This is a genomic window from Bradyrhizobium sp. 191 (assembly GCF_023100985.1).
Lineage (GTDB): Bacteria > Pseudomonadota > Alphaproteobacteria > Rhizobiales > Xanthobacteraceae > Bradyrhizobium > Bradyrhizobium diversitatis.
Map to the genome: position 1 here is coordinate 5,325,115 of NZ_CP064692.1, position 26,925 is coordinate 5,352,039.

Sequence of the window (26,925 nt, forward strand, 5' to 3'; positions counted from 1 at the left end):
ACAATGAGGGAACGCTAATGAAGGCCGCCGTCCTCCACGAAGTCAACCAGCCGCTCGTCATCGAGGACATCAGCCTGCCGAAGCCCGGTCCGCGCGAGGTGCTGATCCGCACCGCGGTCGCCGGCCTCTGTCACTCCGACCTGCATTTCATGGAAGGGCTCTATCCGCATCCGCTGCCGGCGGTGCTTGGGCACGAATCCGCCGGCGTGGTCGAGCAGGTCGGCTCCGACGTCACTTACGTCAAGCCGGGCGACCACGTCGTCACCTGCCTGTCCGTGTTCTGCGGCACCTGCGACAACTGCACCACGGGCCGTACCGTGCTCTGCACCGACACAACGGTGAAGATGCTGCCGGGCGTCTCCAACCGGATGCAATGGTCGAAGCCGGAGAAGCTGCACCAGTTCCTGAACCTCTCCTCCTTCGCCGAGCAGATGCTGGTGCACGAGAATGCCATCGTCAAAATCAGGAAGGAGATGCCGCTCGATCTCGCCGCGCTGATCGGCTGCGGCGTCATCACCGGCTATGGCGCGGTGGTGAACACGGCGAAGGTGACGGCGGGCGAGACCGTGGCCGTGATCGGCTGCGGCGGCGTCGGCATGGCCGCAATCAACGGCGCGCAGATCGCGGGCGCCGGCCGCATCATCGCCATCGACACCAATCCGGCGAAGCTCCAGCTCGCGACCAAGTTAGGGGCGACTGATATCATCAACCCGGCGGATGGTGACGTCGTGAAGCAGGTGCGCGACCTCACCAATGGCGGCGTGCATCATTCCTTCGAGGTGCTCGGCCGCAAGGAGACCGCCGAGCAGGCGTTCGGCATGCTCGCTTCGGGCGGCACCGCCACCATCGTCGGCATGATTCCGTTCGGCCAGAAGATCGAGCTGCACGGCTTCGACTTCCTGCGCGAGCGCAAGATCCAGGGCTCCTCGATGGGCTCCAACCACTTTCGCGTGGACATGCCGCGCCTGGTCGATTTTTACCTGCGCGGCCGGCTGCACCTCGAAGACTGGATCTCGGCCAAGCTGAAGCTGAGCGAGATCAACGAGGGCTTTGCCAACATGAAAGCCGGCAAGACGCTGCGTAGCGTGATTGTGTTCGATAGTTGATTTCAGTATCGCTGTTTTCGCTACGTCATTGCGAGGAGCTCGCGACAAAATTGCGAAGCAATTTTGCGCTGATGCGACGAAGCAATCCATGATTCTCCGCGGAGGTAGTCTGGATGCTTCGCTTCGCTCGCAATGACGTGGAGGAATCAATCATCGAACATCTTCGGCGGCACGAACCCGCCGAACTCGCGCTCGATCAGCTCGGCGAGCTTGAGCGGCGTGCGATCTTCCAGCCACGGACCGACGATCTGAGCGCCGACGGGCAGGCCGTCATTCGACAGACCGAGCGGAACGGCCGTCGCAGGCAGCCCCGGAAGCGTGGCAATGCCCGGCCAGGCGAGCTGGTCGGAATAGGGATAGTCCTTGCCGTCGATGCTGATACGCCGCAGACGCTGCTCCGGCGAATGGTCATGCGGAAAGGCCGGCGTCGGCATGATCGGGCAGATCACCGCGTCGAAGCTCTTGAAGAGCGCGCGCCATTGCGCCCGCAGGCCGGCGCGGCTGCCGGCGTCGAGCACCCAGGCGCGGTGGCTTGCGGTGATGCCACGCAGTCGCTCCGCGCCGAGGCTGCGATCCTCGGGCGACAACTGGCTCGCCCGGGCCTGCGAGTCCGCCAGCTCGTCGGGAGGTAAGAACGCGCCGAGGAAGCTCAGCAGCATGCGCATGTAAAGCCGCGACGTCTCCACGAAGTCCGGGAGCAGCGGGCTCTCTCGTGTGACGGTCACGCCGGCCTTCGCAAGATCGGTTGCGAGCTTGTCGATCGCGCCGCGGACATCCCGGTCGGTCGGCAGCAGCGGATGGCTGTCGATCACCAGGACACGAAAGTCCCGCAATGATTGATGCCGTGCAACGGGCAAGTCGAGCTTGTAGGCGACACCGGCATCCAGCGGATCCGGTCCGGCCATGATGTCGAGCAGCAAGGAAAGATCTGCCGCCGTGCGCGCCATCGGCCCGATGACGGCGAGGTCGCCCTCGCGCGGAATGGCTGGAAACGGCGGCGGGGTCTCGCCCCGCGCCGCGCAGAGATTGAGAGTCGGCTTGTGCGCGAAGACGCCGCAGTGAAATGCCGGCACACGCAGGGAGCCGCCGATGTCGGAGCCGGTGGCGAGCGCGCAACAGCCTGCGGCAAGGGCCGCCGACGATCCCCCGGACGATCCGCCCGGTGTTCGGCCGAGATCATAGGGATTGTTGGTGGTGCCGTAGATGTCGTTGTAGCTCTGCCAGTCGCCGAGACCCACCGGCACGTTGGTCTTGCCGAGAATGATGCCGCCAGCCTGCTTGATGCGGGTCACCGCCAGCGCGTCTTCCACAGGCTTGAAGTCCTTCTGCGGCACGAATCCCCAGGTCGTCGGCAGGCCGGCGATGTTGAAGGATTCCTTGATCGTCACGGGCAGGCCGAGCAGCGGCTTGCGCTCGCCGCGCGCCAACGCCGCGTCCGCCTCGCGCGCCGCGACGAGCGCGCGGCCGAAATCGCGCACGCAGACCGCATTGATCCTGCCGTCATGCCGTTCGATGCGCGCGATCGCATCCTGCGTGAGCTCGACCGCGGAGACCTTCTTCGCGCTCAATGCGGCCGACAGCTCGACCGCACTCTTGAAACTCCATTCCGATTTGGCCACGGCGCATCTCCCGCTCTGGTTGTTGGAGGATGATGCGCAGTTTGGCCGAACGCGGCAACGGCTGTTTGATGGCGATTGCTATGTCAGTGGGACAGTGTGGCTCCTACGCCGCCCCGATCACGATCCCGACCGCCAGCACGATGGCGCCGCCGAGAACGATCTGGAACACCGCCTGGAGGAACGGCGTGTCCATGTAGCGCGAGCGGATGAAGGCGATCGCCCACAATTCGAAGAACACGACGACACAGGCGATTCCCGTCGCGATCCAGAACGCATTGGCCCAGCTGTCGGGAACGAGATAGGGCGCGGTGTGGCCAAGCCCGCCGAGCGTCGTCATCGCGCCGCAGGTGATGCCGCGCAGCCAGGGCGAGCCGCGCCCCGTGAGCGAGCCGTCGTCGGAGAGCGCTTCCGCAAATCCCATGCTGATGCCGGCGCCGATCGAGGCGGCAAGGCCCACCAGAAAGGTTTGCCAGTTCTGATGCGTGGCAAAGGCGGCCGCAAACAGCGGCGCGAGCGTCGAGACCGAGCCGTCCATCAGGCCGGCAAGTCCCGGTTGCACATATTGCAGCACGAACATCCGCCGGCGCGTGCGGTCCTCTTCGGCGCGCACGTCGGGCCTCAGGATCTCGTCGGTCAGCCTGGCGGCGGTGTGCTCGTGACCCTTCTCGGCCTCGGCGAGGTCGCCGAGCAGCCGGCGCACGTTGACGTCCTCGGCCTGCTCGGCGGCCTTGGCGTAGAAGCGCTCGGCCTCGAGCTCCATGGTCTCGACTTCCCGGCGGATGGTGTCGAGCGGCAGGTTCTTGGTCAGCCAGATCGGACGGCGACGCAGGAAACCCTTGACGTCCTCGCGGCGGATCGGCGGCAGATGCTGGCCGAAGCGCTGCTCGTACATCTCCAGCAGCATGTGGCGATGGCCGCGCTCTTCCTCGGCCATCTGCTCGAACAGCTTCGCGGAGTCGGGATAGCGTTCCTTCAGATCCTCGGCGAAGGTCATGTAGATCCGGCTGTCCTCCTCCTCGGAGGAGATCGCAACCGCCAGCACTTCGCGCTCGGTCAGATCGGCAAAATTCTTCACGGCGGCCTGTCTTCCTAATTTAGAATTATTCTAAACTATATAGGAGGCCGCGGTTCCCCGGTCAAATCATGCGGCGCGGGCTTTGGCGAGGAAGTCGAGCAGCAACCGGCTCACCTTGGCCGGCTGCTCCTGCTGCACCCAATGGCCGGCGCCGTCGACGAGATGGCAGCCGAGCATCTTCGTGCATGCGCGCGCCTGCATCGCCTCGAACACGCCCGGGCGCTGATAAGTGCCCCAGTCCTGCTTGCCCGAGATGAAGCACGAGGGCACGTCGATGCTGCGGCCCGCGAACAGCTGCAGCTCGTTGTTCATCGTGCCCGAGGTGCCGTAGCGATACCATTGCAGCCCGCCCTGGAATCCGGTGCGGCCATATTCGGCGCTGTAGTAGGCGAGGTCGCTGTCCGGCAGCCATCGATTGGCGGCGATCGCGTCCGGCGAGGGCATCTCCTTCGCGACCGTCTCCGCCATGGTCTCGTTCAGGTCCATCACGTAATAGGTCGGCAGCTTCGCCAGCTCGCCCGCCGACCACGACGCCAGCGGATAGGGTTTGTTGCCGGTCCAGTCCGCGCTCTTGTGATGATAATAGGCGCGCAGGAAATCATGCAGGCCCTGCGGTGCGCCGTGCATGTCGGCGTTCGCCTCGCGCGTCGAATAGTACCATTGATAGTGCTTTCGCGGACGCGGCAGCGCGGCGAGCTCGCGATGGACCGCGTCTTCGGCCGCAGGCTCAGCCGGCGCATGCGCGGTGCCGAACGGCAGCGGCGGCGGTCCGCCGAACGGCGCGCTCATCATCGTCACCGACCGAAACACGTCTGGCCGGATCAAGGCGCACCAGGCCGCGACCGGGCTGCCGAAATCATGCCCGACCACATCGACCTGCCTGTAGCCGAACGCCGACACCAGGGCGAGCGCGTCACGCACCAGATTGAAGAGCGAGAACGGGGCGAGATTGCCGTCGTATTCCGCACTCCATCCCGTCGTGCGTCCATAGCCGCGCTGATCCGGCGCGATCACGTGGTAGCCGGCCGCAGCCAGCGCCGGCATCACCTTGCGCCAGGAGAACGCAAGCTCGGGAAAGCCGTGCAGCAGCAGGATGCAGCGCCGTCCGCTGGTCTCGAATCCCGCCTCGAGCACATGCACGCGCAAGCCGTTGATGCCGTCGATGGTACGCGAGCGGATGCCGGCGGGGAGGGGAATGTCGGGCAGATCAGGCATGTTGTTTCCTCGTCATGGCCGGGCTTGTCCCGGCCATCCACGTTCTTCGTGATCGATGGATTGTAAGAGCGTGGATGCCCGGGACAAGCCCGGGCATGACGGGAGGAAGCAGGAAGACCGCTTGCGCTACACCGCCGCGCAAACGAATCCGCTGCCCTTGCGCTTGATCTTGCCGACCGACGGCGAGGGGAAATGTGCCGTGCAGCACAGCGTGTCGGCGTCGCAATAGCGCTCCAGGAAGCTGCGGCGCGTCGTGGCTGCCTTGGCTGGGTCGACGTCGAACTTGATCGACAGCTCGGGGTAGAGCGTCTGCAATGGCGAGTGCATGAGATCGCCGGAGAACACCGCATCGTCCTTGCCGCGCCCCATCGTGATGGCGATATGGCCGGGCGTGTGACCGGGCGTCGGCAGGATGCGAACGTGATCGCCGATCTGGTGGTCGTTGCCAACGAGCTCATGGCGCCCCGCCTCGACCACCGGCAACACGCTGTCGGCGAAGGGCGGGATCTCCGTCTTGGCGTTCTGCGCGAACCAGTGATCGAATTCCTGTTTGGCGAACAGATAGCGCGCCTTGGGGAAGGTTGGCACCCAGCGGCCGTTCTCCAGCCGCGTATTCCAGCCGACATGATCGACATGCAGATGCGTGCACATCACGAAGTCGATGTCGTCGACCGAGAACCCCGCGGCATCGAGCCCGCGCAGATAGGTATCGTCGGTCTTCATGTTCCATTTCGGCCGCGGCCGCGGCTTGTCGTTGCCGATGCAGCTGTCGACCAAAATGGTGTGATGTGGCGTCTTCACCACGTAGGACTGGAAGCACAGCAGCAGCACGTCCTCTTCGTCCAGCGCCTTCGCCTCGCGCATCCACGCGCGGTTCTCGGCCAGCACGTCCGGCGTCAATGCTGGCAGCATCTCCAGCGCCGGGACGAACGAGGTCTCCTGCTCGATGACGCGATGGATGGTGAGATCGCCGACTGAGAACTTCAGGCTCATAAAAGCTTCCCGGGTATCAATGTGCGTCGTGCACGGATGGAATGACGATATTGGAGAGGATGTCGATCGCGGCCAGGCCTTCCTTCGGTTGGCCGTACTGCGCAGCAGTCGTCATCATGACGAGATCAAGACCGGGCACGATGAAAATGCGTTGTCCGCCCCAGCCGAAGGCACCAACCCATTTGATCTCCTTGCTACCGGCGAGCGAGCGGCCCATCCACCATTGATAGCCGTAGAACAGCGTACCGCCGAAAAGGCCGACCGCTTGGAAACGCGGCGTGATCGACTGCGCGATCCAGTCGGCCGGGACGACTTGTCGGCCGTTCCACTGGCCGCGACTCAGCACGAGCTGGCCGATCTTGGCCGCATCGCGTGGTCGCAGGCGCAGGCCCGCAGCCGCTGCGATCTTGCCGTTCTTATAGGCCTTCCATTCGACATCGGTGATGCCGAGCGGCTGGAACAGCGCCTCGCGCGCGAACGCCTCCAGCGACTGTTTCGAGACGCGCTCGACGATGTTGCCGAGCAGCTCCGTGCTGCCGCCGCTATAGTTCCACAATGTGTCCGGCGGTGCAGCGATGGGTCGCGACAGCACATAGCCGAGGGGATCCGGCTCGGTGACGAGACGCGGTTCGTCGTTTTTTGGATCGGTCCAGGCCCGCGCCTCGTCCCATTTGAAGCCGGAGGACATCGTCAGCAGATGGCGAATCGTGATGGCGTCCCATCCCGGCTGCTTCACGGTTGCGTAGTCGGGGAAGAATTTCAGGACGGGCACATCTACGCCCGCGATGAGCTTGCGATCAATCGCGATTCCAACCAGCAGCGAGGTCACGCTCTTGGATACCGAGCGCATGTCGTGCCTGATCGTCGCAGCGAACTCGTACTGGCCGTCGGGCTGTCCCCAGGGTTGATCATAGCCGGCAAAATACTGTTCGAAAACCAGCTTGCCATGCCTGGCGACGACGACCGAATGGACCGCGGTTGACCGCTGCGCGAGCCGCGCTGCGAGGGTGCACAGCTGCGCAGTGTTCATGCCGACACTGTCGGGCGAGGCGATCTCCCAGCCATCGTCGACCGATGATGGTGATCCGCAGGCCTGATCGGCTTGTCCCGGCGGCATGCTCTCGGCCCGCAGATGGGTGGCTGAAACGGTGAGCGCGAGCACGAGGCTCGCACTGAGACTTGTGAGGGAGAAGCGATCGCGCACCGTCATTCTCCCGGCGTATTCCGCTACGCTGCCGGCGGCACCGAGATCTTCACGGACGGCCGCTCCAGCATCTTCTGGTGGAAGGCGTCGAGCTTGGGATAGGCCTTGCGCCAGCCGCAATCGGCGAAGCGGAAGTCGGCATAGCCGAGCACGCAAACGAGGCCGATCTGCGAGATGTCGAACGGGCCGTTCAGCACCTCCGGCATGTTCTCGAAGCGCGCCATGCCGGTCCAGGCCCGGTTCCAGTGGTCGTCCGACCACGCCTGCCATTGCAGGCCCTGCGGCCGCACCATCTTCTCGTAGCGGCACAGCAGCATGGAATCGAGCATGGCGTTGATCAGCGAGTGGTTGGTCTTGGCCTTCCAGCGCCGCGGGCCGTAATCGGGGATCAGGCTGCCGCCGGCCATCTCATTGAGATATTCGACGATCACGTAGGAATCCAGGATCACGTCGCCATCATTGGTGATCAGCACCGGCAGCTTCTTCAGCGGCGTGATCTTCGAATAATCCTCGTTGGCCGTGCCCGGCGTCACCGCCGCAGGCACGAACTCGATCTTGTCGATCAGCCCGAGCTCGATCGCGGCGATGCGCACCTTGCGGGCGAAGGGCGAGGCGGGGGAGAAGGTGAGTTTCATGAGGATGTCCTGCATTCGGTCTTGTGCGAACGGTGTCTCCTCGTCATGGCCGGGCTTGACCCGGCCATCCACGCGTCGCGTCGTGGTCAGACTGTGAGACGTGGATGCCCGGGTCAAGCCCGGGCATGACGACGGTGTATGATGCGCGCGCGTCTTACGCCGCCACGATCTCCTGGCGCTGCTCGCCGAGGCCTTCGATGCCGAGCGTGACGACGTCGCCGACATTGAGGAAGGTCGGTGGCTTCATGCCGAGGCCGACGCCGGGCGGAGTGCCTGTCGTGATGACGTCGCCGGGCAGCAGGGTCATGAACTGCGAGACGTAGGAGATGCACTTGGCCATGGAGAAGATCATGGTCTTGGTCGAGCCGGTCTGGCGGCGCTGGCCGTTGACGTCGAGCCACATCGACAGGCTCTGCACGTCCTTGATCTCGTCCTTGGTCGCGAGCCACGGGCCGAGCGGGCCGAACGTGTCGTGCGACTTGCCCTTGGTCCACTGGCCCAGACGCTCGATCTGGAACGCGCGCTCGGAGACGTCGTTGCAGACGCAATAGCCGGCGACATGGTTCAGCGCGTCGGCTTCCGAGACGTATTTCGCGCGGGTGCCGATGATGGCGGCGATCTCGACCTCCCAGTCGAGCTTGGTCGAGCCGCGCGGCTTCTCGACCGGATCGTTCGGACCCGACAGCGAGGTGTTGGCCTTCATGAAGATGATCGGCTCGCTCGGAATGTCGGCGCCAGTCTCCTTGGCATGGTCGCTGTAGTTGAGGCCGATCGCCACGAATTTCGAGATGCCGGTGACGGGCGCGCCGAACCGCGGCTTGCCGGAAACGGCGGGCAGCGTGGCGGGATCGAGCGCCGCCAGCTTCTTCAGGGACTCGGGCGAATAGGCTTCGCCGGTGAGGTCCTTCACATGCGCCGACAGGTCGCGCAGCTGGCCGGATCTGTCGATCAGGCCGGGCTTTTCCGCACCCTTCTCGCCGTAACGAACAAGCTTCATTCTCGTTTCTCCCTGGAGATTGGACCGGTCGGTTAACAGCTTCATGGAACAGGGCGGCAGGAAATTCAACCGCCCAAAACAGAGATCACCCCAGCGCGACGAACCTGAACGCGTCCCCCTCCCGCCTGATATGCCCGGCCGAAAAATGTCCGCCGATCACCAGCGTCGGCGTATCGGCAAAGCGGCCGAACAGCGCTGCCCGCGTTGCGGCCGATTGCGCCTGGTCGGAATCGGCGGTCGAAGACCAGTCGAGATGCGCCATCTGGCAGGGGTGATGGGCGACGTCGCCGGTGAGCAGGGCCTGTTCGCCGTCCGACTGGATGAGGATGCTCATATGGCCGGGACTGTGGCCGGGGGTCGGGATCATGCTGATCTCCTCGCACAGCCGGTGGTCGCTCGGGATCAGATCGGCCCTGTCGGCATCGACGATCGGCTGCACGGAATCGCCGAACACGGCCTGCTTGTCCGGCGCGGTCGAATGGTCGCGCCAATATTCGTATTCGGTCCTGCCGAAAACGTAGCGCGCCTTCGGGAAGGTCGGCACCCATTTGCCGCCGGACAGTTTCGTATTCCAGCCGACGTGATCGACATGAAGATGCGTGCACAGCACGGTGTCGATGCTGTCGGGGGCAAAGCCGGCCGCCGTAATGGTCTCCAGGAACGGCGTGCTGCGGTTGTTCCAGGTCGGGACGTTGCGGCCCTGCTTGTCGTTGCCGAGGCCGGTATCGACCACGATGCGCCTGCCGGGCGTCTCCACCACCAGCGAATGGATCGACATTTTAAGCCGGCCTTCTTCGGTGGCAAAATGCGGGATCAGCCAGGGCAGCTTGCAAATTTCCTCATTGCTCGCGAGCGGCAGGATGAAACGGGTCGAGCCGACCGTCTCCAATTCCACCACTTTGGTGATTTTGACCTTGCCCACCTGCCACTGCATCCGGCACCTTCCCAGCTTCTTTTTGGTGCAGAAACATGCGGTTTTCCGCCGTCAAGCGCAATGGATCATCTGACGCGATGCGGCGTTATCGCGGGAACCCTGGAGAGAGCCATGCCGGAGCTTACGATTTCCGCCGAGAAGGTTGCCTTCATCATCGAGAAGGCGCGTGAATTCGACGTCAAGGAGGGGGATTCCGATCCGGATTCCGGCTCGAACCCGAGCGACGACGATGCGATCGATGTCCTCGAGGACGATGGCTCCGACCCTGTCGTGCAAGAGCTCGGCAGCTTCATGATTGCGTTGAACGAGGACGAGCAGGTCGATCTCGTCGCGCTGACCTGGCTTGGCCGCGGCGACGGCACGATCGACGATTGGGACGATCTGCGCGCCCGCGCCGTGGAGGCGCGCGGCGAGTATCGCAGCCCGCGCCGCGAAACGGTGCACTATCTGCTCGGCGAGCCGATGCTGGGCGACCTGCTCGCGAATGGGCTCGAGGAGTTCGGCATCGACTGGACCGGTGAGCGCCTCACCGCCGATTCCTCCGATCCCAGCGAGCGGGACGAGGACGAGGCGACGAAGCAGCGGTGAGTTGCTTTGCCTCTCCCCGCCTGCGGGGAGAGGCCGGAATTCAAACGCAGTTTGAATTCCGGGTGAGGGGGAGCCTCCGCGAGTCCAGTCCTCACGGTGCTTGTGGAGAGAGCCCCTCACCCCAGCCCTCTCCCCGTAAGAACGGGGCGAGGGAGTACACCTGCAAACGCGGTTACAGCGTGCCCGGGAACGCACCACCATCCAGCAGAATGTTCTGCCCGGTGATGAAGCCGGCCTTGGCGCCGCACAGGAAGGCGCAGGCATAGCCGAACTCGTCGGGCTGGCCGAAGCGGCCGGCGGGGTTGAGCTTGGCACGCTCGGCCAGGATCTGCTGCGGCGTGACGCCGCGCTTGTCGGCTTCGCCCTTCGCGGTGCTGGTCAGGCGATCGGTCTCGAACGGGCCCGGCAGCAGGCCGTTGATGGTGACGTTGTTGATCACGGTCTTGCGCGACAGGCCGGCGATGAAGCCGGTGAGGCCAGCGCGCGCGCCGTTGGAGAGGCCGAGAATGTCGATCGGCGCCTTCACCGCGGCCGAGGTGATGTTGACGATGCGGCCGAACTTGCGCGCCATCATCCCGTCCACCGTCGCCTTGATCAGCTCGATCGGGGTGAGCATGTTGGCGTCGATCGCCTTGATCCAGTCGTCGCGGGTCCAGTTGCGGAAATCGCCGGGCGGCGGACCGCCGGCATTGTTGATCAGGATATCGGGCTCGGGACACGCCTTCAGCACCGCCTCGCGTCCCGCAGGCGTCGTGATGTCGCCGACGATCTCGGTGACCGTCACGTCGGGATAGGCCTTGCGGATCTCATCGGCGGTTTTCTTCAGGGCTTCGGCGCCGCGCGCGGTCAGCGTGACGTGAACGCCGGCCTCCGCCAGCGAGATGGCGCAGGCGCGCCCGAGGCCCTTGCTGGATGCGCAGACGATGGCGCGGCGACCCTTGATCCCAAGATCCACTGTATCACTCCGTAATGTCAGGCAGGTTTTGGACGGCGGCACTCTAGCCAACTGTTGCGCCGCTGATAAGGGACGGGCCCGCACCAAAATGCATGCGCGGCCACGCTGCGATGCAAATGCGCCAGATCAGATGCGCCGCTCCTGCTTGAGGCGGTCGATCGCGGAGGCCGCCTCCGGCGGGAGCGACTTGAAGCCCATCTGGCCGGCGGCCGAGAACAGCGGCCGCAGATGCGAGCCGGCGAGGAAAGGCGGCTCGCGGTTGGCCGGCACGATCTGGTCGAACACCAGCACCAGCGTGGTGGCGACGAGGCCGACCCTGATGGCGCCGAGCGCGGCGCCGCCGAGCCGGTCGCCGATGCCCGCCTCGCCGACGGTGTCGTTCAGCGCGATGCGGCCGATATGGCCGAACAGCATGCCCACCACGACGAAGATCGCGAAGAACCAGATCCAGTTCTGCGGCAGCGGCGAGTTGGCATTGCCGGCAATCTGCGGTGCGATCATCGGCATCAGCGCAACCGCGATCGGCGCGGCGAGGAGATAGGCGAGGATGGTCATGGCGCTGCGCAGCAGGCCGGTCCTGAACCCGAAGCCGACCGCGACGGCGAGCGCGGCATACACGGCGAGATCGAAACTGTTCATGAGCGAAACCCTGCCTCTGGAACGAATGAACGCCGAACCGATCATTCCGGTTTCAGATCGCTAAAATCGTCTGTATTGATGGCCCCAAAGCTCAAGGGATGCGCCCAAGGAATCGGTAAGGAAATCGGCAAGGAAGTCGTCATGTCAGACCTATTCGACGTCAGTAAAGAAACCATCCTCGTCACGGGCGCGAGCCAGGGGCTGGGCCGGCAGTTTGCACGGGTGCTGGCGGCGCATGGTGCGGCGGTCGCGCTGGCTGCGCGGCAGACCGACAAGCTGAAGAGCCTCGAGGAGGAGATCCGCGGCAAGGGCGGCCGCGCGGCCGCGGTCGCGCTCGATGTCACCGACACCGCCTCGATCGCCGGGGCTGTCGACGCCGCCGAAGCCGCGCTCGGCCCCGTCACCGTGCTGATCAACAATGCCGGCATCGCCATCGAGAAGCTCGCGACCGAGCAGACCGAGGCGGACTGGGACGCGGTGATCGGCGCCAACCTGAAGGGCGCCTATTTCCTCGCGACCGAAATTGCCCGCCGCATGATCGCGCGCAAGCAGGAGGGCAACATCGTCAACATCGCCTCCGTGCTCGGCATCGGCGTCCTGAAGGCAGTCTCGCCCTATGCGATCTCCAAGGCCGGCATCATCCAGGCGACCAGGGCGATGGCGCTGGAACTGGCGGGGCAGAACATCCGCATCAACGCGCTCGCGCCGGGCTATATCGACACCGAAATGAACCATGCGTTCTGGTCGACGCCATCAGGCGAACGCCTCGCCAAACGCATCCCCCAGCGCCGCGTCGGCGCCGAGTCCGATCTCGACGGCGCCATCCTGCTGCTGGCGTCAAAGGCCTCGCGCTACATGACGGGGAGTGTCGTGACGGTGGACGGCGGGTTCTTGCTGAATTGAGCCCAACTGTCGTCCCGGACAAGCGCGCCGCAAGCGCGCGCAGATCCGGGACCCATAACCACAGGGAGAAGTTGGGGCGCGCGATGGCAACTCCGAGTCTTCGCCAAACCATGTCCTGTGGCTATGGGTCCCGGATCGGCGCTTACGCTTGTCCGGGACGACAGAGGGGAATGACGCGGCGGCAGCTTCACATTACCGCATCTCCGCCCTGATCATATCCGCCGCCTTCTCCCCGATCATGATGGTCGGCGCATTGGTGTTGCCGCCGATCAGCGTCGGCATGATCGAGGCGTCGACGACGCGCAGAGCTTCGAGCCCGTGCACCTTCAGCGCCGGATCGACCACGGCCATCGCGTCCGTCCCCATCTTGCAGGTGCCGACGGGGTGGTAGACGGTGTCGACGCGTTCGCGCAGCACGGCGCGAATATCGTCGTCGCTGCGCACGTTGGCGGTGAACATGTCCTTCTTCTGCAGCGCGCGCAGCGCCGGTGTCTCCATCAGGCGGCGCGTGGTCTTGAAGCCCGCGACCATGGTCTCGAGATCGTCCTCGTGCCCAAGGAAGTTCGGATCGATCAGCGGGGCCTGCATCGCATCAAGGCTGGCGAGCGCAACGCTGCCGCGGCTCTTCGGGCGGAGCAGGCAGACATGGCAGGAGAAGCCGGTACCGTTATGGCGCTTGCGGCCGTGGTCGTCGACCATCGCCATGCCGAAATGCAGCTGGATGTCGGGGATGTCGAGATCGGGCCGCGTCTTCAGGAAGCCGCCGCATTCGGCGAAATTGGAGGTGAGGGGACCGCGGCGCTCGCGCCGATATTGCAGGATGGCGCGGATCAGCCGCGGCATGCCCTTCAGCGAGATGCCGGAGAAATAGGGGCTGTCGGACATGTAGCCGAAGATGAAGTCGGGATGGTCCTGCAGGTTCTGTCCGACGCCCGGCAGATGATGCACGCTTGCGATGCCGTGCCCGTGCAGCGCGGCGGCATCGCCGATGCCCGACAGCATCAGGAGCTGCGGCGATTGAAATGCGCCGGCGGCCAGGATCACCTCACGCCGCGCGCGAAGCTGCATCAATTCCTTGCCCTGGCGGTATTCGACGCCGACCGCGCGCCTGCCATCGAACAGGATGCGCGTGGCATGCGCCTGGGTCACGACGCGCAGGTTGGCGCGCTTGCCCATGTGCGGATGGACATAGGCTCGCGCCGCGCTCCAGCGCTCGCCGTTCCTCTGCGTCACCTGGTAGATGCCGAGGCCCTCATGGTCGTCAGTGTTGAAATCCTCGCGGATGCGGAATTGCCCTTCCTGTGCCGCCTGCAGGAAGATCTGCTGCACCGGATTGCCGGAGCGCAATTTGTTGACGAAGAGCGGCCCGTCCTTGCCGTGATACTTGCCGTCGAAATCGGCGTTGTTCTCCGAGCGCTTGAAATAGGGCAGCACGTCGGCATAGGCCCAGCCGGTGTTGCCGAGCGAAGCCCAGTGGTCGTAGTCGGAGCGGTGGCCGCGGATATAGACCATGGCGTTGATCGCCGACGAGCCGCCGAGACCCTTGCCGCGCGGCTGATAGCCGATGCGGCCGTTCAGCCCCTTCTGCGGCACGGTGTTGAACGCCCAGTTGTTGACGTTGCCGGCGACCATCAGCACCAGCGCGCCCGGCGTGGTCACGACCCAGTTGTCGCAAGGCCCGCCGGCATCGAGCAGCGCCACGGATGTCGCCGCATCCTCGGATAACCGGCCAGCGACGGTGCAGCCGCCCGAGCCCGCGCCCACGACGACGAAATCGAATGTGTCGGTCAATTGTTGTTTCCCCGTTATCGTCATTCCGGGGCGCGACGAAGTCGCGAGCCCGGAATCCATGTCACCACCATCGATGCGGGACAGATGGATTCCGGGCTCGCGCTACGCGCGCCCCGGAATGACTGTTCCCGACGACATGAACCGCATCAACTTCTCCAGTCGCGCGATCTTGCCGTCATAGGGCGGATAGAGATCGGCGAGACGGTTGAACCCGGAGCGATAGAACACCGGCTTCAGCTTGCTGAACGTCCTGAAACCCCATTCGCCGTGATAGGCGCCGGTGCCGGAGGCGCCGACGCCGCCGAGCGGCTGCGGCATCAGCCGGTTGCGCGCGGGGAGGAATTGCAGCGCGGTGGCGACGCGCTGCGGCGCCATCCAGGCCTTGAGGTGCTTGGTGGCATGCCGGATCTCGGAGAACAGCAGCATGGTCTCGGCGATGGTGGTTTCGACCGCGCAGCGGTGGCCGAAATCGGCCGAGATCGCCTGCCGGAAGCGCTCCTCGTTATCTGCGATCACCGCGCGCAGCCGCGCCAGCCGGTCGAGTCGCTGGGCCAGGTCAGGGGCCGGTTCCTCCCGCGACCGCGCGCGCATGGCATGGAGGGCCTCTTCGAGGGCCCGCAGTGGGGCGCTCGTCGGGGATTTGTCCACGGCGTTCCTCCCTCCAGGCGTTTCAGCCTGAATCTTGTTGCCGCAAGCTGGCGCTTTGCGGAACTTCTGGCAAGAGCGCGCGGAACGCAGCGGAAATTCGTCCATCCCCTGTCATAAAGTCGAAAAAAACGTTCGCGCAGCCCTTTCCAAAGGCACCCCGCCTTGATACATACGCCCCGCACCCGACGGGCATTGCCCCGGGGTCGCCTTCCAAGGAAGCCTTTGGGACGGAAGAGCAAGCCACGCGAACAGCGCCGGCCTCAACCGACCGTCCCCGGGATTTTCGCAAAGGCACGCAACGATTTAACGCGGGGTGGAGCAGCCCGGTAGCTCGTCAGGCTCATAACCTGAAGGTCATAGGTTCAAATCCTATCCCCGCAACCAAATTCGGATTTTGCCGGATCCGACACGAAAATGGCCCGCTTGATGCGGGCCATTTTTGTTTTGGGAGGCGGGTCGCCGGTGCTGTCTCCGAGGGGACCACACGCGGGCCGGCAAAGTGCCAACTCGCGCAGAGCAGGACATCAGGTCGCCGGATGCGGCCTACTTCTCGGAGTGCTCCTGCCGAGCTTCGGCCGAGGCATCCGCCTTCCGCGACTTGGTCGTGTAAGGGCAGACCATGGTGAGGTTGAGCAGCGTCGGCGCCTTGTCTTCACCATTGCCATATTCCCAGACCAGACGAATCTCGTGCTGGTCGGAATTGGCGTCGTCCTTTTGGTGCTGCCGGATGTCGGCCTTCATCGGGATCGGCGGCTCCGAGTTGAAGCACTTGCGGATGGATGCATCCAGCAGCGCGCATTTCGTCGGCGGCACCACGACGCGCTCGTCGTTCGACAGCGGCGTGGTGTTGGGCTGGGCGGTGAGCTGAAGGCGGGCGTGGCCGAGCGCCTTGAACCAGACCTTGCCGCTGCCGTTCGGCCACGTGTCGAGCGGCGAAAGGATCGGCTGATACTGGCCGTATTCCATCGTCTCGATGTCGATCTGCTTGGAGGCCTTGAGCCGGGCCACGCTCTTCTTCATGTTTTCGAGCGGGTAGTAGTTGGCGTTCATCAGAACCCATTGATGGCTCCCCAATTCCTTGACCCGGCTTCTGAGAGCGTATCATTCGAAAAGAAACAAAGTCAACGAAAGCAACCTGAGGGAGTTTCGCCGTGCGTGCCTATTTGTTGGCGGCGCTCGCCAAATTCAGCTTGCCCTTCGTGTCCTCCTTGCGAGGCTCCCAGCGCGTAAACGCAACTGCTGCGCAGGAGAGAAGGCCGAGCGATGCCATCGAAGCGGCCGTAAGCGCGAAGAAGCCCTCGGCAGTTGCCGCCTGCGACATCAGATACGAGCCGCCGAGCACGATGAGGAGAAGCCGGGCAGTCTGTGCCAGCACCGGACCGAGCACGTTGCCCGCGCCCTGCGACGAAAAATACATCGCCGAGGCAAGCCCGATGAAGGCGTAGAACGGGGCGACGGTCCGCAGAAACTGCCGGCTGGCGGCATGCGCTTCAGCATTGTCGGTGAAGAGGCGAACCCACGGGTCGGGGAAGAGAGCGGCCGCGCATGCGAGTCCTCCGATCACAATGAGCGCGACAACGCCGGTCGTCCAGGCGATGCGACGGGCTCGCGCGATGCGTCCCGCACCGATCGCAACACCGATCATGGGTACCGAGCCGATGCCGATCGAGAAAGCAATGGTCGCCAGCACATATTCGAGCCGGGCTCCGATGCCATAAGCCGCGAGGACCGCGGTGCCGAACACGGCCAGCATATGAGTAAAGACAAGGTTGGTCAGCGTATTTTGCAGCGGGGAGAAGCAGGCGACTACGCCGACCTTGAGGATGTCGGCGAACAACGCCCACCGCATGCGAAACCCGCGCAATCGGGGGACGATGCGGCCCCGCCCGGAGAACAGGTACCAGCTCATGATCGCGATATTGATTGAATAGGCGATCAATGACCCCGTCGCGACTCCCGGCATGCCGAATTGCGGCACAGGTCCGAGACCAAGACCCAGCGTTCCGCCCAGGATGATCTGGCAGATCGCTGAATTGACGATCATCATCGACGGCAATTTCATGTTGCCGGTGCCGCGCAGGACGCCGGCCAGAATATTGACCAGCCAGGTGAGCACGGCTCCGCCGAAATACACTTGGCTATAAGCGACCGCCTGCGCCAGTACGTCACCTCGGCCGCCGAGCAGCTCTAGTAGCTGCCGGCCACCGAGCATCATGCCCAGCATGAAGGCGAGGCCGAAGAAGATCGCGATCAGCAGCGCGTGGGTGGCGAGACTTTCGGCGCGGTCGCGGTCGCCGGCGCCGAGCGCGCGGGCAATGGCCGAGGCGACGCCCCCGCCCATGGCCGCGCCGGACATGCTCATGGTCAGCATCACGCAGGGAAACACCAGCGCCATCGCCGCCAGCGCCTCGATTCCCAGCCTGCCGATGTAGGAGGTTTCTGCAATCGCAACCAAAGTGCCGGCCGAAAACGCGAGCGCATTCGGCCAGGCAAGCGAGAGCAGCGTGCGGAGGATCGGTCCGTCGAGCAACGCATTCGCGGCCGGGCGAGGTGGCGATGACATCGGGCCTTCCTCCGTCGACCCGTCAGGTCCGGATCAGGATTTGGAAGGCCTATGCGGACAGACCATCGTTAGATAGAGCAGCGTCGGCTTGTCCGAGCCCTTCTTGTATTCCCATTCCAGCCGAATCTCGTGCCGGTGGGCGTAGGCATCGCTTGGCGCGTGGGTGATGATGTTGGTCTTCATCGGGATCGGCGGCTCGGAATTGAAGCATTTCCGGACGCAGGCATCGAGCAGATCGCATCGCGTCAGCGGGATGACGCCGGGCTCATCCCTGGACAGCGGAACCGTGTTAGGTTGGGTACTGAGGTCGACGCGAGCCCGGCCCTTTTCCTTGTGCCAGTACTTGGCGCTGCCTTGCGGCCATTTCGACGGCGGGTTCAAGATCAGGTGGTATTGGCCGTATTCCAAAGTCGCTAGATCGATGTCTTCCGAGGCCTTGAGCTTGGCCACGCTCTTCTTCATGTTCGCCAGCGGATAGTAATTGCTGTTCATCAGGTCTTTAAACGGCTTACCGGAATAGACTATCATGCCCATGTATTCTGCCCCTCAATCAGTGCCTGGCTTCCCCGGGAAATATGCAGCTCTGCGAAGCTTGACGGCGAAAACAAGAGCCTGGCGGCTCGTCGTTCGCAGCCACTTTTTCGCGCCGCTCTTGGCAAGCTAACACTTGGAGCTGTGAATCGTCCAGATCAGCAAACGGCTGGGGAGCTCTATGCCCAGGATGAACTGCATCCCCGTTGCTAAGCAGGTTTTCATAAGCGATCTTATCGCCCTCGTTCGCAGTGGCCACCGACCATACCGCTGCAAGGTCTTGAGAGTACGGAATGCTTTGCACGGCGTGTCAGTCGACGATCGACCCAGGCGACAGCCGCTGCCCCAATTGCGGCGCACGCGTGCGCCGCTCCGATCCCGACAGTGAACGACGGTTTGTCACAATCCTTCGGGCCGATGTGATCGATTCCACCGGGCTCGTTGCCGAGCTGGACCCGGAGGAGGCGGTCTCACGCCTGGAGCCGGCGCTGGCGGCGATGAGAGGGGCGGTCAGGCAGTTCGGCGGCATCGTCAGCAAGGAGCTGGGCGATGGGCTTGCGGCGGTGTTCGGCGCTCCCATTGCGGACGACAATCATGCGCCGATGGCCTGTCACGCGGCGATCGAACTCGTGCGGCGAGTCGCAAGCCTGGGTGACCCCGGTCTTCAAGTGCGGGTCGGCCTGCACTCCGGCCATGTCGTTGCCTACATGGTCGCCAGCGAGTTCTCCAAGGTCTACGAGATCGGTGGTGCCGCGCAGCACCTGGCCGCGCGGCTGGAAGCGGCGGCCGAGGCGAACCAGATCTACGCCTCGGAAGCCTGCCAAAAGCTTGCTGAGGGACATGTCCGGTTCGAATCGCTGGGCAGCAAGTCGCTGCGCGGCTTTAGCCAGCCCGTGCCGGTCTATCGGATCGTAGGCGCGAGCGACCTGTCGAGTTGGCGGGTGCGGCGGGCGCGCAGTGTCTCTCGCTTCGTCGATCGCACTGCCGAGCGGGCTCTGCTGGAGCGTACAGCCCGAAACGCCAGGGCAAGCCGGCAGACGGTTCTGCTGCTCGGCGATGCGGGCATCGGCAAGTCGCGACTCGCGCATGAGTTTGCCCAGGAACTGAAGGCCGATGGCTGGCGGTTGATCGACGCCGAGGCCAGCCCGAATCTTCAGAGTGCGCCCTTCAACACACTCAAGCGGATCCTCCTGTCGGCAATGGATGCAGCAGCTAAGGACCCCGGCAGCCCGGGGGATCCTCGGAAGGATCTGTCGGCGATTCAGCAAACCGCGCTCGACGCGGTGCTCGATCTGCCAATATCGAGTCCACACTGGGACGAGCTGGAGCCTCATGCACGGGGACGAGCGATCTCCGATGCGAGCTGTGCGATCATCAAAAGCTTGGCCAGTCGGCAGCAAACGGTGATTCTGCTTGAGGATCTGCATTGGATAGACCGGGCCAGCGATATCGTCGTAGCCGCCATTGCGTCGCTACAGGCGGCCGGTCTGCTTGTGCTGTTCACCTCGCGCCCCAATGGGATGCCGGTCTGGATCGCGCGCTGCCACGCTGAGATCGTCGCGATGCGGCCCCTCGACGACGATTCGGGGCTGGCCATGCTGGCAGACATGCTTGGCTCCTCCGCGACGAACTCCGACCTGAAGAGCCGGATCATATCGCATACCGCAAACGTTCCTCTGTTCATCGAAGAGGTTTGCCGCGGATTGAAGGACAGCGGCACGCTTCGCGGCCAATGGGGCGATCTTGCGCTCGTGCGTCCAATCGACGAACTCGGTATTCCCACCAGTATCCAGGGCGTTATTGCAGCGCGTCTCGATCGGGTGTCGAAGCAAGAACGATCTGTTCTGCAGATAGCCGCTACTTTGGGGCCGAGATCGAACGAAGCGATGCTGGCGAAGATTGCGATCCTGTCTCACGAGGTTCTACAGGGTTGCCTCGCCGCGCTGGATCGCGCCGAGTTGCTCGTCAGGATCGATAGCGAATTGGAGAATTCGCTGGAGTTCCGGCATGAAATGGTCCGGCAGGTCACCTACGACTCGATGGTCGAAAAGGTGCGCGAAGACATTCATGCGCGCGTACTTGCTGTCCTGGAGAGCAGCGAAGGCGGTGCCGACGATCCCGACAAGCTCTGCTATCACGCCATGCGGGCGAAGGATTGGGGCAAGTCGTTCACGTATGGCAGGGCGTCGGCGAGACGATGCCTGGCGCGGTCGGCATTTACCGATGCGGCTGACTATTTCGAGACCGCGATGCGTTCTTTGGATATGACACCGGCGAATCCCTCGAGGGAGACGAATGCCGTGGATATTCGCATCGAGGCGCGTGCGGCGTTCATCGCATCCGGCCAGATTGCCGAATGGCTGAACCTCGGCAAGGAGGCCGAGCGCCGTGCCGATGCGATCAACGACATCGGCCGGAAGGTCGCTGCCATGACGGTCATGGCGGCTGCACAGAACTTCTACGGGACACCGATCGAAGCGGTCACCGTCGGTGAGGAAGTGGTGCGCCTTGCGCAGGAGTGGGGCAATCCGGGTTGGCTCAATGCTGCACAATACGGCCTTGGCCAGGTGTATTTTCTTGCCGGACGCTATCGGGACGCCGATCGGTTTTTCGCACGGACCTGCGCGCAACTGTCGGGGCCGGAAGCCAGTGCTCCTTTCGGCTCCACGCCGAAATACGCGCTGTTGCTATGCCGCATGATGAGCAGCATCACCCACACCGTCATGGGTGAGCTCGACGCCGCCGAGCAGCTCCAGCAACAGGCCGCCGAGATCGCCGAGGAGACCGGCCGTCCCTACGACCGCGTCGCCGCCGCCTATAGCGGCGGCTGGCTGAAGCTTGGGCAGAACGATCCCGCGGCCGCCGCCGCCATCCTCGAAGAGGGGTTCGTGCTCGCGCAGAAGCACGGCATCCGGCTGTTCGTGCCAGTGCTGGCCTGCCACCTCGGCATCGCCTATCTCGAGCAGGGCCTGTTCGACCGGGCGCGCGGCATGCTGACGGAGGCGCGCGAGGAAGCGAAGGCGGTCGGCTACACCTCGGCGGTGCTGCGCAGCTCGATCTACCTGGCGCTCGCCACCCATCGCCTCGGCGATGTCAGGGCCGCGCAGAACATGCTGCGCGAGGCCCGCAACACCGCCCGCCAGCAGGGGTTTTCAGGCCTCGAGGCCGAGGCCCTGTTCGGCGAGGCCGTCGTGACGCCGCCATCGGACGCGGCGAACAAGGCCGCCATCGTCGTCGCCCTGCGCGCCGCCATCGCCATCGCCTCCGAAAGCGGCGCGCTGCCGCTGAAGCAGAAAGCCGAGGCGATGCTGACCGGGATGGTCGCCCGGGACAATCGGCTCAGCTGAGCCTGCTCCCGGTCGGTCTGGCGACAGCGCCGCGCCCCCACGAACCTGCCCGACGCGTCAAATAAATCCCGTAGCTAAAACAAGGGGATCGCTACTGTGCATGGGGTTGTTTTCGCCCTTTTTGGTTGGGGCAGATCGAAGCCGTGCCCGGACACCGGCTCCGAGCCGCGTGGCGGAGGGCCAATCAGGCCAGAAACGCCCGAAACCGCCGCAGCGCGATCACGAAGAAGACGCCGCCGATCACGGCGAGCGCGGCAAGCTGCGGCCACACCGCCTCCAGGCCCGCGCCGCGGAACAGGATCGCCTGCGCCAGCATCACGAAATGCGTGTTGGGCGCCGCCAGCATGATGTCCTGGACGAATTGCGGCATGCTCTCCCGCGGCGTCATGCTGCCCGACAGGGTCTGCAGCGGCAGCAGGATCATGATCAGCAGCAGTCCGAACTGCGGCATCGATCCGGCGACGGTGGCGAGGAAGATGCCCATGCTGGTGGTGGCGAACAGCTGCAGCGCCGCGCCGACCAGAAACAGCGCCAGCGAGCCGTCGATCGTGACCGCCAGCCATCCCTTGACGACGAAGGCGATCGACAGCGCCGAGGCGATCAGCACCACCGCTCCCATCGACCAGACCTTGCTCACCATGATCTCGAGCGGCGTGACCGGCATCACCAGGAGGTGCTCGATCGTGCCGTGCTCGCGCTCGCGGATCAGCGCGGCGCCGGTCAGGATGATCGAGAGCATGGTGATCGAGGTGATGACGTGATCAATGGCGCCGAACCACGACTTCTTCAGCTCGGGGTTGAACCTTGCCCGCAGCGCCAGTTCGATCGGCGCGGCCTGCGCATTGCGCGCACGCGCCAGGAACTCCGCGACCTCCGCGCTGACGATCTGCTCGATATAGCCGCCGCCGTTGAACGCCTGCGAAATGCGCGTCGCATCGATGTTGAGCTGGATCGTGGGCGATTTGCGCGCCAGCAGATCGCGCTGGAAATCCGGCGGGATGTCGAGCGCGAAGGTGTCGAGGCCGGCGTCCATCCTGCGGTCCATCTCGTATTGCGAGATCAAGCGCGGCGTCGAGAAATAAGGCGGGGTGAACGCCATCCCGATCCGGGTCGAGACCGGCGAATGGTCTTCGTCGACGATGGCGATCGCCGCGTGGTTCAGGGTTTCCGGCAGCGCCTTTGCGCCGGCATAAACCGCCAGCGTGAACGAATAGACGATCAGCACCAGCAGCATGGGGTCGCGCACCAGGCCGCGCAATTCCTTGATGCCGAGCTGAAACACATTGTCGAAGCGCATGGTCAGCGGGCCTGTTTCTTCAGCAGCATCGTGCCGGCGATCACCAGGACGGGGACCATGACGGCGAGCGCCAGGAGATCGTTGTGGAGGGTGTCGAACCCCAAGGCCTTGGAGAACGTGCCGCGCGAGATCGTGACGAAATAGGTGGTGGGATAGAGCCGCCCGATCAGGGCGCCCAGTCCCTGCAGCGACGAGACCGGATCGATCAGCCCGGAATACTGGATGGCCGGGATCAGCGTGATCAGGACGGTGCCGAACAGGGCCGCGATCTGGCTGTTCATGAAGGCCGAGATCACCATCCCCATGCCGGTCGTGGCCGTGACGTAGAGCAGCGCGGCCAGCGCGTAGGTCGGGAAGCTCCCGGTGAAAGGCACGCGGAAGACGGCGAGGGCAAAGCCGACGAGGAGGAGGAAGTTTCCGAATGCCAGCACGACATAGGGCAGCTGCGTGCCGAGCAGGAATTCCAGCCGCGTCACCGGCGTGACGTAGAAATTGACGATCGATCCGAGCTCCTTCTCGCGCACCACCGCCAGCGCCGCGAGCACCGCCGGAATCATGATCAGCAGCAGCGGGATGATGCCCGGCGCCATGGCGACGACGCTGATGACATCAGGATTGTAGCGGTAGCGCACCTGGAGCTGATAGGTGCCGGCGATCGCCGCATCGCCATAGAGCTCGCGGCCCTTCTGCGCGAGCCAGGTCGCGTGGATCGCCTGGGCGTAGGAGCGCAGCGTCTCGGCCCGCGTCGGATTGGCGCCGTCGACCCAGGCGCCGATCTCGACATGGCGGCCGCGGCTGACGTCGCGGCCGAAGCCCGGCGGCAGCTCGATCGCGAGGCCGATCTCGCCGGCGCGCATGCGGCGGTCGAGATCGGCGTAGTCGGTGATCGGAGATTTCTGGGTGAAGTAGCGCGAGCCCGCGATCTGAAGGCTGTAGTCGCGGCTGATCGTGCTGTCGTCGCGATCGAGCACCGCGAAGGTCAGATTCTCGACGTCCATGCTGATGCCGTAGCCGAGCACGAACAGCAGCAGCACGCTGCCGAGGATCGCGAGCGTGGCGCGGATCGGATCGCGCCGCAGCTCGAGCGTCTCGCGACGGGAATAGGCCAGCATGCGCGTCGGATTGAACGCGGCGCTGTGCCGACGGACCGCTGTGGGGCTCGCAGATGCGGGCGGCGGCGAGGCGGCCGCCGGCTGGCGGGCCGGCTCCGTCGTGTCCGCGATCGCCTCTTCCAGGCAGGCGATGAAGGCTTGCTCCAGCGTGGCGGTGCCGCGCGCGGCCACGATCGCGGCGGGCGTATCCGACGTCAGCACCTTGCCGGCATGCATCAGCGAGATCCGATCGCAGCGCTCGGCCTCGTTCATGAAATGGGTGGAGACGAAGATGGTGACGTTGTCCTTGCGGGAGAGCTCGGCGAGGATCTGCCAGAAGCGGTCGCGGGCGACCGGATCCACGCCGGAGGTCGGCTCGTCGAGGATGAGGATGTCGGGCGCATGGATCATGGCGACCGCCAGCGACAGCCGCTGCCGCAGCCCGAGTGGCAGGGCGTCGGGCAGGGCATCGACGACGTCGGCAAGATCGAACCGGGCGATCATCTCGTCGATGCGCGCGGCGATGGTGTCTGCCGGCAGCTCGAACAGGCGCGCATGCAGATCGAGATTCTGCGTGACCGTGAGTTCGGAATAGAGTGAGAAGCCCTGCGACATGTAGCCGATGCGCCGCCGCACCGACATGTCGCCGGCATCGATGGTGTTGCCGAACAGCCGCGCGGTGCCTTCGCTCGCGGGCAGGAGGCCGGTGAGCATCTTCATGGTCGTGGTCTTGCCGCAGCCGTTCGAGCCGAGAAAGCCGAAGATCTCGCCCTTCCTGATGCGGAAGCTGACGTCGTCGACGGCAACGAAACCATCGAACCGCCGCGTCAAGTGGTCGGCCTCGATCGCGATCTCCGCGTGGTCCTCGTCGCGCGGCGGGATGACCACCTTGGTATGGTTGCTGCGCTCGGCCTCGGGCAGAAGACGGATGAAGGCGTCATCCAGCGTATCGGCGCCGGTCTGCCGCTTGAGTTCGGCGGGCGTTCCGGTCGCCAGCACGCGGCCGGCGTTCATCGCGATCAGGAAATCGAACTGCGCAGCCTCCTCCATGTAGGCGGTCGAGACGATCACGCTCATGCCGGGCCGGCTGTCGCGGATCGAGTTGATCAATTCCCAGAACTGGCGGCGCGACAGCGGATCGACGCCGGTGGTCGGCTCGTCCAGGATCAGGAGCTCGGGATCGTGGATCAGCGCGCAGCACAGGCCGACCTTCTGCTTCATGCCGCCGGAGAGCTTTGCCGCCGGCCGGTCGGCAAAGGGCGTCAGGCCGGTGTCGCGCAGCAGGCCCGCGATCCGCCTGTTCCGCTCCGCCTTGTCGTGCCCGAACAGGCGACCGAAGAAGTCGATGTTCTCGAACACCGACAGTGTCGGGTACAGATTCTTGCCGAGGCCCTGCGGCATGTAGGCGATGTCGGGGCACACGTTGCGGCGGTGGCGCGCGCTCGCCATATCGCCGCCGAGCACGTGGATGCGTCCCTCCTGGATCGCGCGCGCGCCCGCGATCAGGGCGAGCAGGCTCGATTTGCCGACTCCGTCGGGGCCGATCATCCCGACCATGCAGCCGGACGGCAGGTCGAGCGTGATGGCCTCGAGCGCCCGGGTCTTGCCGTAGCTCAGGCCCACGCCTTCCAGATGCACCACGCTGCCGACGGCAGCCGGTGCTTCGGCTGCGGCAGTCGTGCTCATCTCGTCAACTTGATCTTGAGGTTGTCGGGCCATTGCGCCGCCGGATCGAGCTGCACATAGGCCATGCCGGGAAGGCCGGTCTTCACGTGCTCGATGTGCTGGCGCAGCAGGTCGGGCGCGATATGCGCCTTGATGCGGAACATCAGCTTTTGGCGCTCCTCCTCGGTCTCGACGGTCTTGGGCGTGAATTGTGCGACGTCGGCGACGAAGGTGGCCTTGGCGGGGATCACGTATTGCGGGATGGCGTCAAGCACGAGGCGGACCTCGGCGCCCATCGCGACGCGGCCGGCCTCGGCCGTCGGCAGGAAGAACGTCATGTAGACGTCGCCGAGATCGACCATGTTGAGGACGCGGCCGCCGGCAGCGAGCACTTCGCCGGGCTGCGACACGCGATACTGCACGCGGCCGTCGCGCGGCGCCTTCAGCACGCTGTCGTTGAGGTCGGCATTGATGCTTTCGATCGCGGCCTTTGCCGCGTCGACGGCGGCGCCGGCGTCGATCACCATGGCGCGGGAGGAGCTGATTGCGGCTTCCGATGCCGCGACCTGGGCATGGGACGCGGCCAGCGCCGCTTTCGCCGTGGCATTGGCGGAGCGGTCGTCGTCCAGGACCTGCTGGGACACCGCACTCGTCTTGATCAATTGTTCGGACCGGTCCAGCTTGCGGCTCGTGGTGTCGAGCTGGGCGATGCGCTGGTCGACCACGGCTTCGGCGGCCTTGCGTTCGGCCTCGCGCTGGTTCACCAGGCTCTTCGCGGTCTCCACATTGATCATTGCGCGCTGGAGCTGCGCTTCGGCCTGGCGGCGCTGGGCCTGCAGCTGCTCGGTATCCATGCGTGCCAGAACCTGGCCCGCGCTGACGAAATCGCCTTCGTTGACCAGGATCTCGCGGATTCGTCCCGGCGTCTTGGTGGCGATGTCGATCTCGACTGCCTCGATGCGGCCATTGCCGCGGGCGAAACCCGGTGGCAGCGCGTCGGCATCACGGTGCTGCCAATAATAATAGCCGCCGCCCGCGAGCAGGACGGCGATCACGGCGACGACGCGACCCGGTGTGAAGTTCATCTGTTCTTAACGCCGCGCGGCGGCGTCCACTGTTGAGACACGAG

Annotated in this window: 21 protein-coding genes, 1 tRNA gene and 1 pseudogene; 5 read left to right on the forward strand and 18 right to left on the reverse strand. The window is 64.7% G+C overall.

Going from position 1 to position 26,925, the window contains the following annotated elements:
* Positions 1–17 precede the first annotated feature (17 nt).
* A complete protein-coding gene (locus IVB23_RS24750) occupies positions 18–1,106 on the forward strand; it encodes a Zn-dependent alcohol dehydrogenase (protein WP_061881073.1) in 1,089 nt (362 codons plus the stop codon).
* A 146-nt stretch (positions 1,107–1,252) separates the two neighbouring features.
* Here the strand turns inward: IVB23_RS24750 and IVB23_RS24755 are convergent, their stop codons facing one another.
* From IVB23_RS24755 to IVB23_RS24790, 8 genes are all read right to left on the reverse strand, one after another.
* On the reverse strand, positions 1,253–2,725 hold the full coding sequence (locus tag IVB23_RS24755; protein ID WP_247800391.1) for an amidase: 1,473 nt from the start codon (positions 2,723–2,725) through the stop codon (positions 1,253–1,255).
* Between the two features lie 103 nt (positions 2,726–2,828).
* Entirely contained in the window at positions 2,829–3,800 is a 972-nt protein-coding gene (gene mbfA / locus IVB23_RS24760; RefSeq protein WP_197966632.1) for an iron exporter MbfA, read from the reverse strand.
* 66 nt (positions 3,801–3,866) lie between these two features.
* Positions 3,867–5,015, reverse strand: coding sequence for an alpha/beta hydrolase (locus IVB23_RS24765; RefSeq protein ID WP_247800392.1), 1,149 nt, complete (start codon positions 5,013–5,015; stop codon positions 3,867–3,869).
* Between the two features lie 126 nt (positions 5,016–5,141).
* Positions 5,142–6,008, reverse strand: coding sequence for an MBL fold metallo-hydrolase (locus IVB23_RS24770; protein WP_061881069.1), 867 nt, complete (start codon positions 6,006–6,008; stop codon positions 5,142–5,144).
* A 16-nt stretch (positions 6,009–6,024) separates the two neighbouring features.
* A complete protein-coding gene (locus IVB23_RS24775; protein ID WP_247800393.1) occupies positions 6,025–7,212 on the reverse strand; it encodes a serine hydrolase in 1,188 nt (395 codons plus the stop codon).
* 23 nt (positions 7,213–7,235) lie between these two features.
* Positions 7,236–7,847, reverse strand: coding sequence for a glutathione S-transferase family protein (locus IVB23_RS24780; RefSeq protein ID WP_247800394.1), 612 nt, complete (start codon positions 7,845–7,847; stop codon positions 7,236–7,238).
* 154 nt (positions 7,848–8,001) lie between these two features.
* On the reverse strand, positions 8,002–8,844 hold the full coding sequence (locus IVB23_RS24785; protein WP_247800395.1) for a fumarylacetoacetate hydrolase family protein: 843 nt from the start codon (positions 8,842–8,844) through the stop codon (positions 8,002–8,004).
* Between the two features lie 85 nt (positions 8,845–8,929).
* Entirely contained in the window at positions 8,930–9,778 is an 849-nt protein-coding gene (locus tag IVB23_RS24790; protein ID WP_247800396.1) for an MBL fold metallo-hydrolase, read from the reverse strand.
* A gap of 111 nt (positions 9,779–9,889) precedes the next feature.
* On the opposite strand from IVB23_RS24790, the gene IVB23_RS24795 reads away from it, so the two are divergent.
* Positions 9,890–10,366 carry a DUF3775 domain-containing protein gene (locus IVB23_RS24795; RefSeq protein ID WP_247800397.1) on the forward strand — a complete coding sequence of 159 codons (477 nt, stop codon included), beginning with the start codon at positions 9,890–9,892 and terminating at the stop codon, positions 10,364–10,366.
* A gap of 172 nt (positions 10,367–10,538) precedes the next feature.
* Here the strand turns inward: IVB23_RS24795 and IVB23_RS24800 are convergent, their stop codons facing one another.
* Positions 10,539–11,321 carry an SDR family oxidoreductase gene (locus IVB23_RS24800; RefSeq protein WP_197966639.1) on the reverse strand — a complete coding sequence of 261 codons (783 nt, stop codon included), beginning with the start codon at positions 11,319–11,321 and terminating at the stop codon, positions 10,539–10,541.
* Positions 11,322–11,447: 126 nt separating this feature from the next.
* Complete coding sequence (locus IVB23_RS24805; protein ID WP_247800398.1) at positions 11,448–11,960, reverse strand: CvpA family protein; 513 nt, start codon at positions 11,958–11,960, stop codon at positions 11,448–11,450.
* A gap of 141 nt (positions 11,961–12,101) precedes the next feature.
* Between IVB23_RS24805 and IVB23_RS24810 the strand changes: the two genes are divergently transcribed.
* Positions 12,102–12,863: an SDR family oxidoreductase gene (locus IVB23_RS24810; RefSeq protein ID WP_197966640.1), complete on the forward strand. Its 762-nt coding sequence runs from the start codon at positions 12,102–12,104 to the stop codon at positions 12,861–12,863.
* 192 nt (positions 12,864–13,055) lie between these two features.
* On the opposite strand, the gene IVB23_RS24815 is transcribed toward IVB23_RS24810, so the two are convergent.
* Both IVB23_RS24815 and IVB23_RS24820 read right to left on the reverse strand, forming a co-directional pair.
* Entirely contained in the window at positions 13,056–14,654 is a 1,599-nt protein-coding gene (locus IVB23_RS24815) for a choline dehydrogenase (protein WP_197966641.1), read from the reverse strand.
* A gap of 291 nt (positions 14,655–14,945) precedes the next feature.
* Positions 14,946–15,417: pseudogene (locus IVB23_RS24820) on the reverse strand (coniferyl aldehyde dehydrogenase); the annotation flags it as partial.
* Positions 15,418–15,609: 192 nt separating this feature from the next.
* On the opposite strand from IVB23_RS24820, the gene IVB23_RS24825 reads away from it, so the two are divergent.
* A tRNA-Met gene (locus IVB23_RS24825) sits at positions 15,610–15,686 on the forward strand.
* Positions 15,687–15,845: 159 nt separating this feature from the next.
* On the opposite strand, the gene IVB23_RS24830 is transcribed toward IVB23_RS24825, so the two are convergent.
* From IVB23_RS24830 to IVB23_RS24840, 3 genes are all read right to left on the reverse strand, one after another.
* Positions 15,846–16,352, reverse strand: a complete 507-nt coding sequence (locus tag IVB23_RS24830) for a hypothetical protein (RefSeq protein ID WP_247800399.1) — start codon at positions 16,350–16,352, stop codon at positions 15,846–15,848.
* A gap of 109 nt (positions 16,353–16,461) precedes the next feature.
* Entirely contained in the window at positions 16,462–17,865 is a 1,404-nt protein-coding gene (locus IVB23_RS24835) for an MATE family efflux transporter (RefSeq protein WP_247800400.1), read from the reverse strand.
* A gap of 33 nt (positions 17,866–17,898) precedes the next feature.
* Positions 17,899–18,399 (reverse strand): hypothetical protein, encoded by a 501-nt coding sequence (locus IVB23_RS24840; RefSeq protein ID WP_028179950.1) that lies wholly within the window; start codon positions 18,397–18,399, stop codon positions 17,899–17,901.
* A 290-nt stretch (positions 18,400–18,689) separates the two neighbouring features.
* Between IVB23_RS24840 and IVB23_RS24845 the strand changes: the two genes are divergently transcribed.
* Entirely contained in the window at positions 18,690–21,743 is a 3,054-nt protein-coding gene (locus tag IVB23_RS24845) for an adenylate/guanylate cyclase domain-containing protein (RefSeq protein ID WP_197964822.1), read from the forward strand.
* A gap of 184 nt (positions 21,744–21,927) precedes the next feature.
* On the opposite strand, the gene IVB23_RS24850 is transcribed toward IVB23_RS24845, so the two are convergent.
* From IVB23_RS24850 to IVB23_RS24860, 3 genes are read right to left on the reverse strand one after another with little or no spacing between them, the layout of a single operon-like run.
* On the reverse strand, positions 21,928–23,040 hold the full coding sequence (locus IVB23_RS24850; protein ID WP_247800401.1) for an ABC transporter permease: 1,113 nt from the start codon (positions 23,038–23,040) through the stop codon (positions 21,928–21,930).
* Between the two features lie 2 nt (positions 23,041–23,042).
* Complete coding sequence (rbbA, locus tag IVB23_RS24855; RefSeq protein ID WP_247800402.1) at positions 23,043–25,817, reverse strand: ribosome-associated ATPase/putative transporter RbbA; 2,775 nt, start codon at positions 25,815–25,817, stop codon at positions 23,043–23,045.
* Entirely contained in the window at positions 25,814–26,881 is a 1,068-nt protein-coding gene (locus IVB23_RS24860) for an HlyD family efflux transporter periplasmic adaptor subunit (RefSeq protein WP_247800403.1), read from the reverse strand. Before IVB23_RS24860 ends, rbbA begins: the two co-directional genes overlap by 4 nt.
* Between the last annotated feature and the right edge of the window lie 44 nt (positions 26,882–26,925).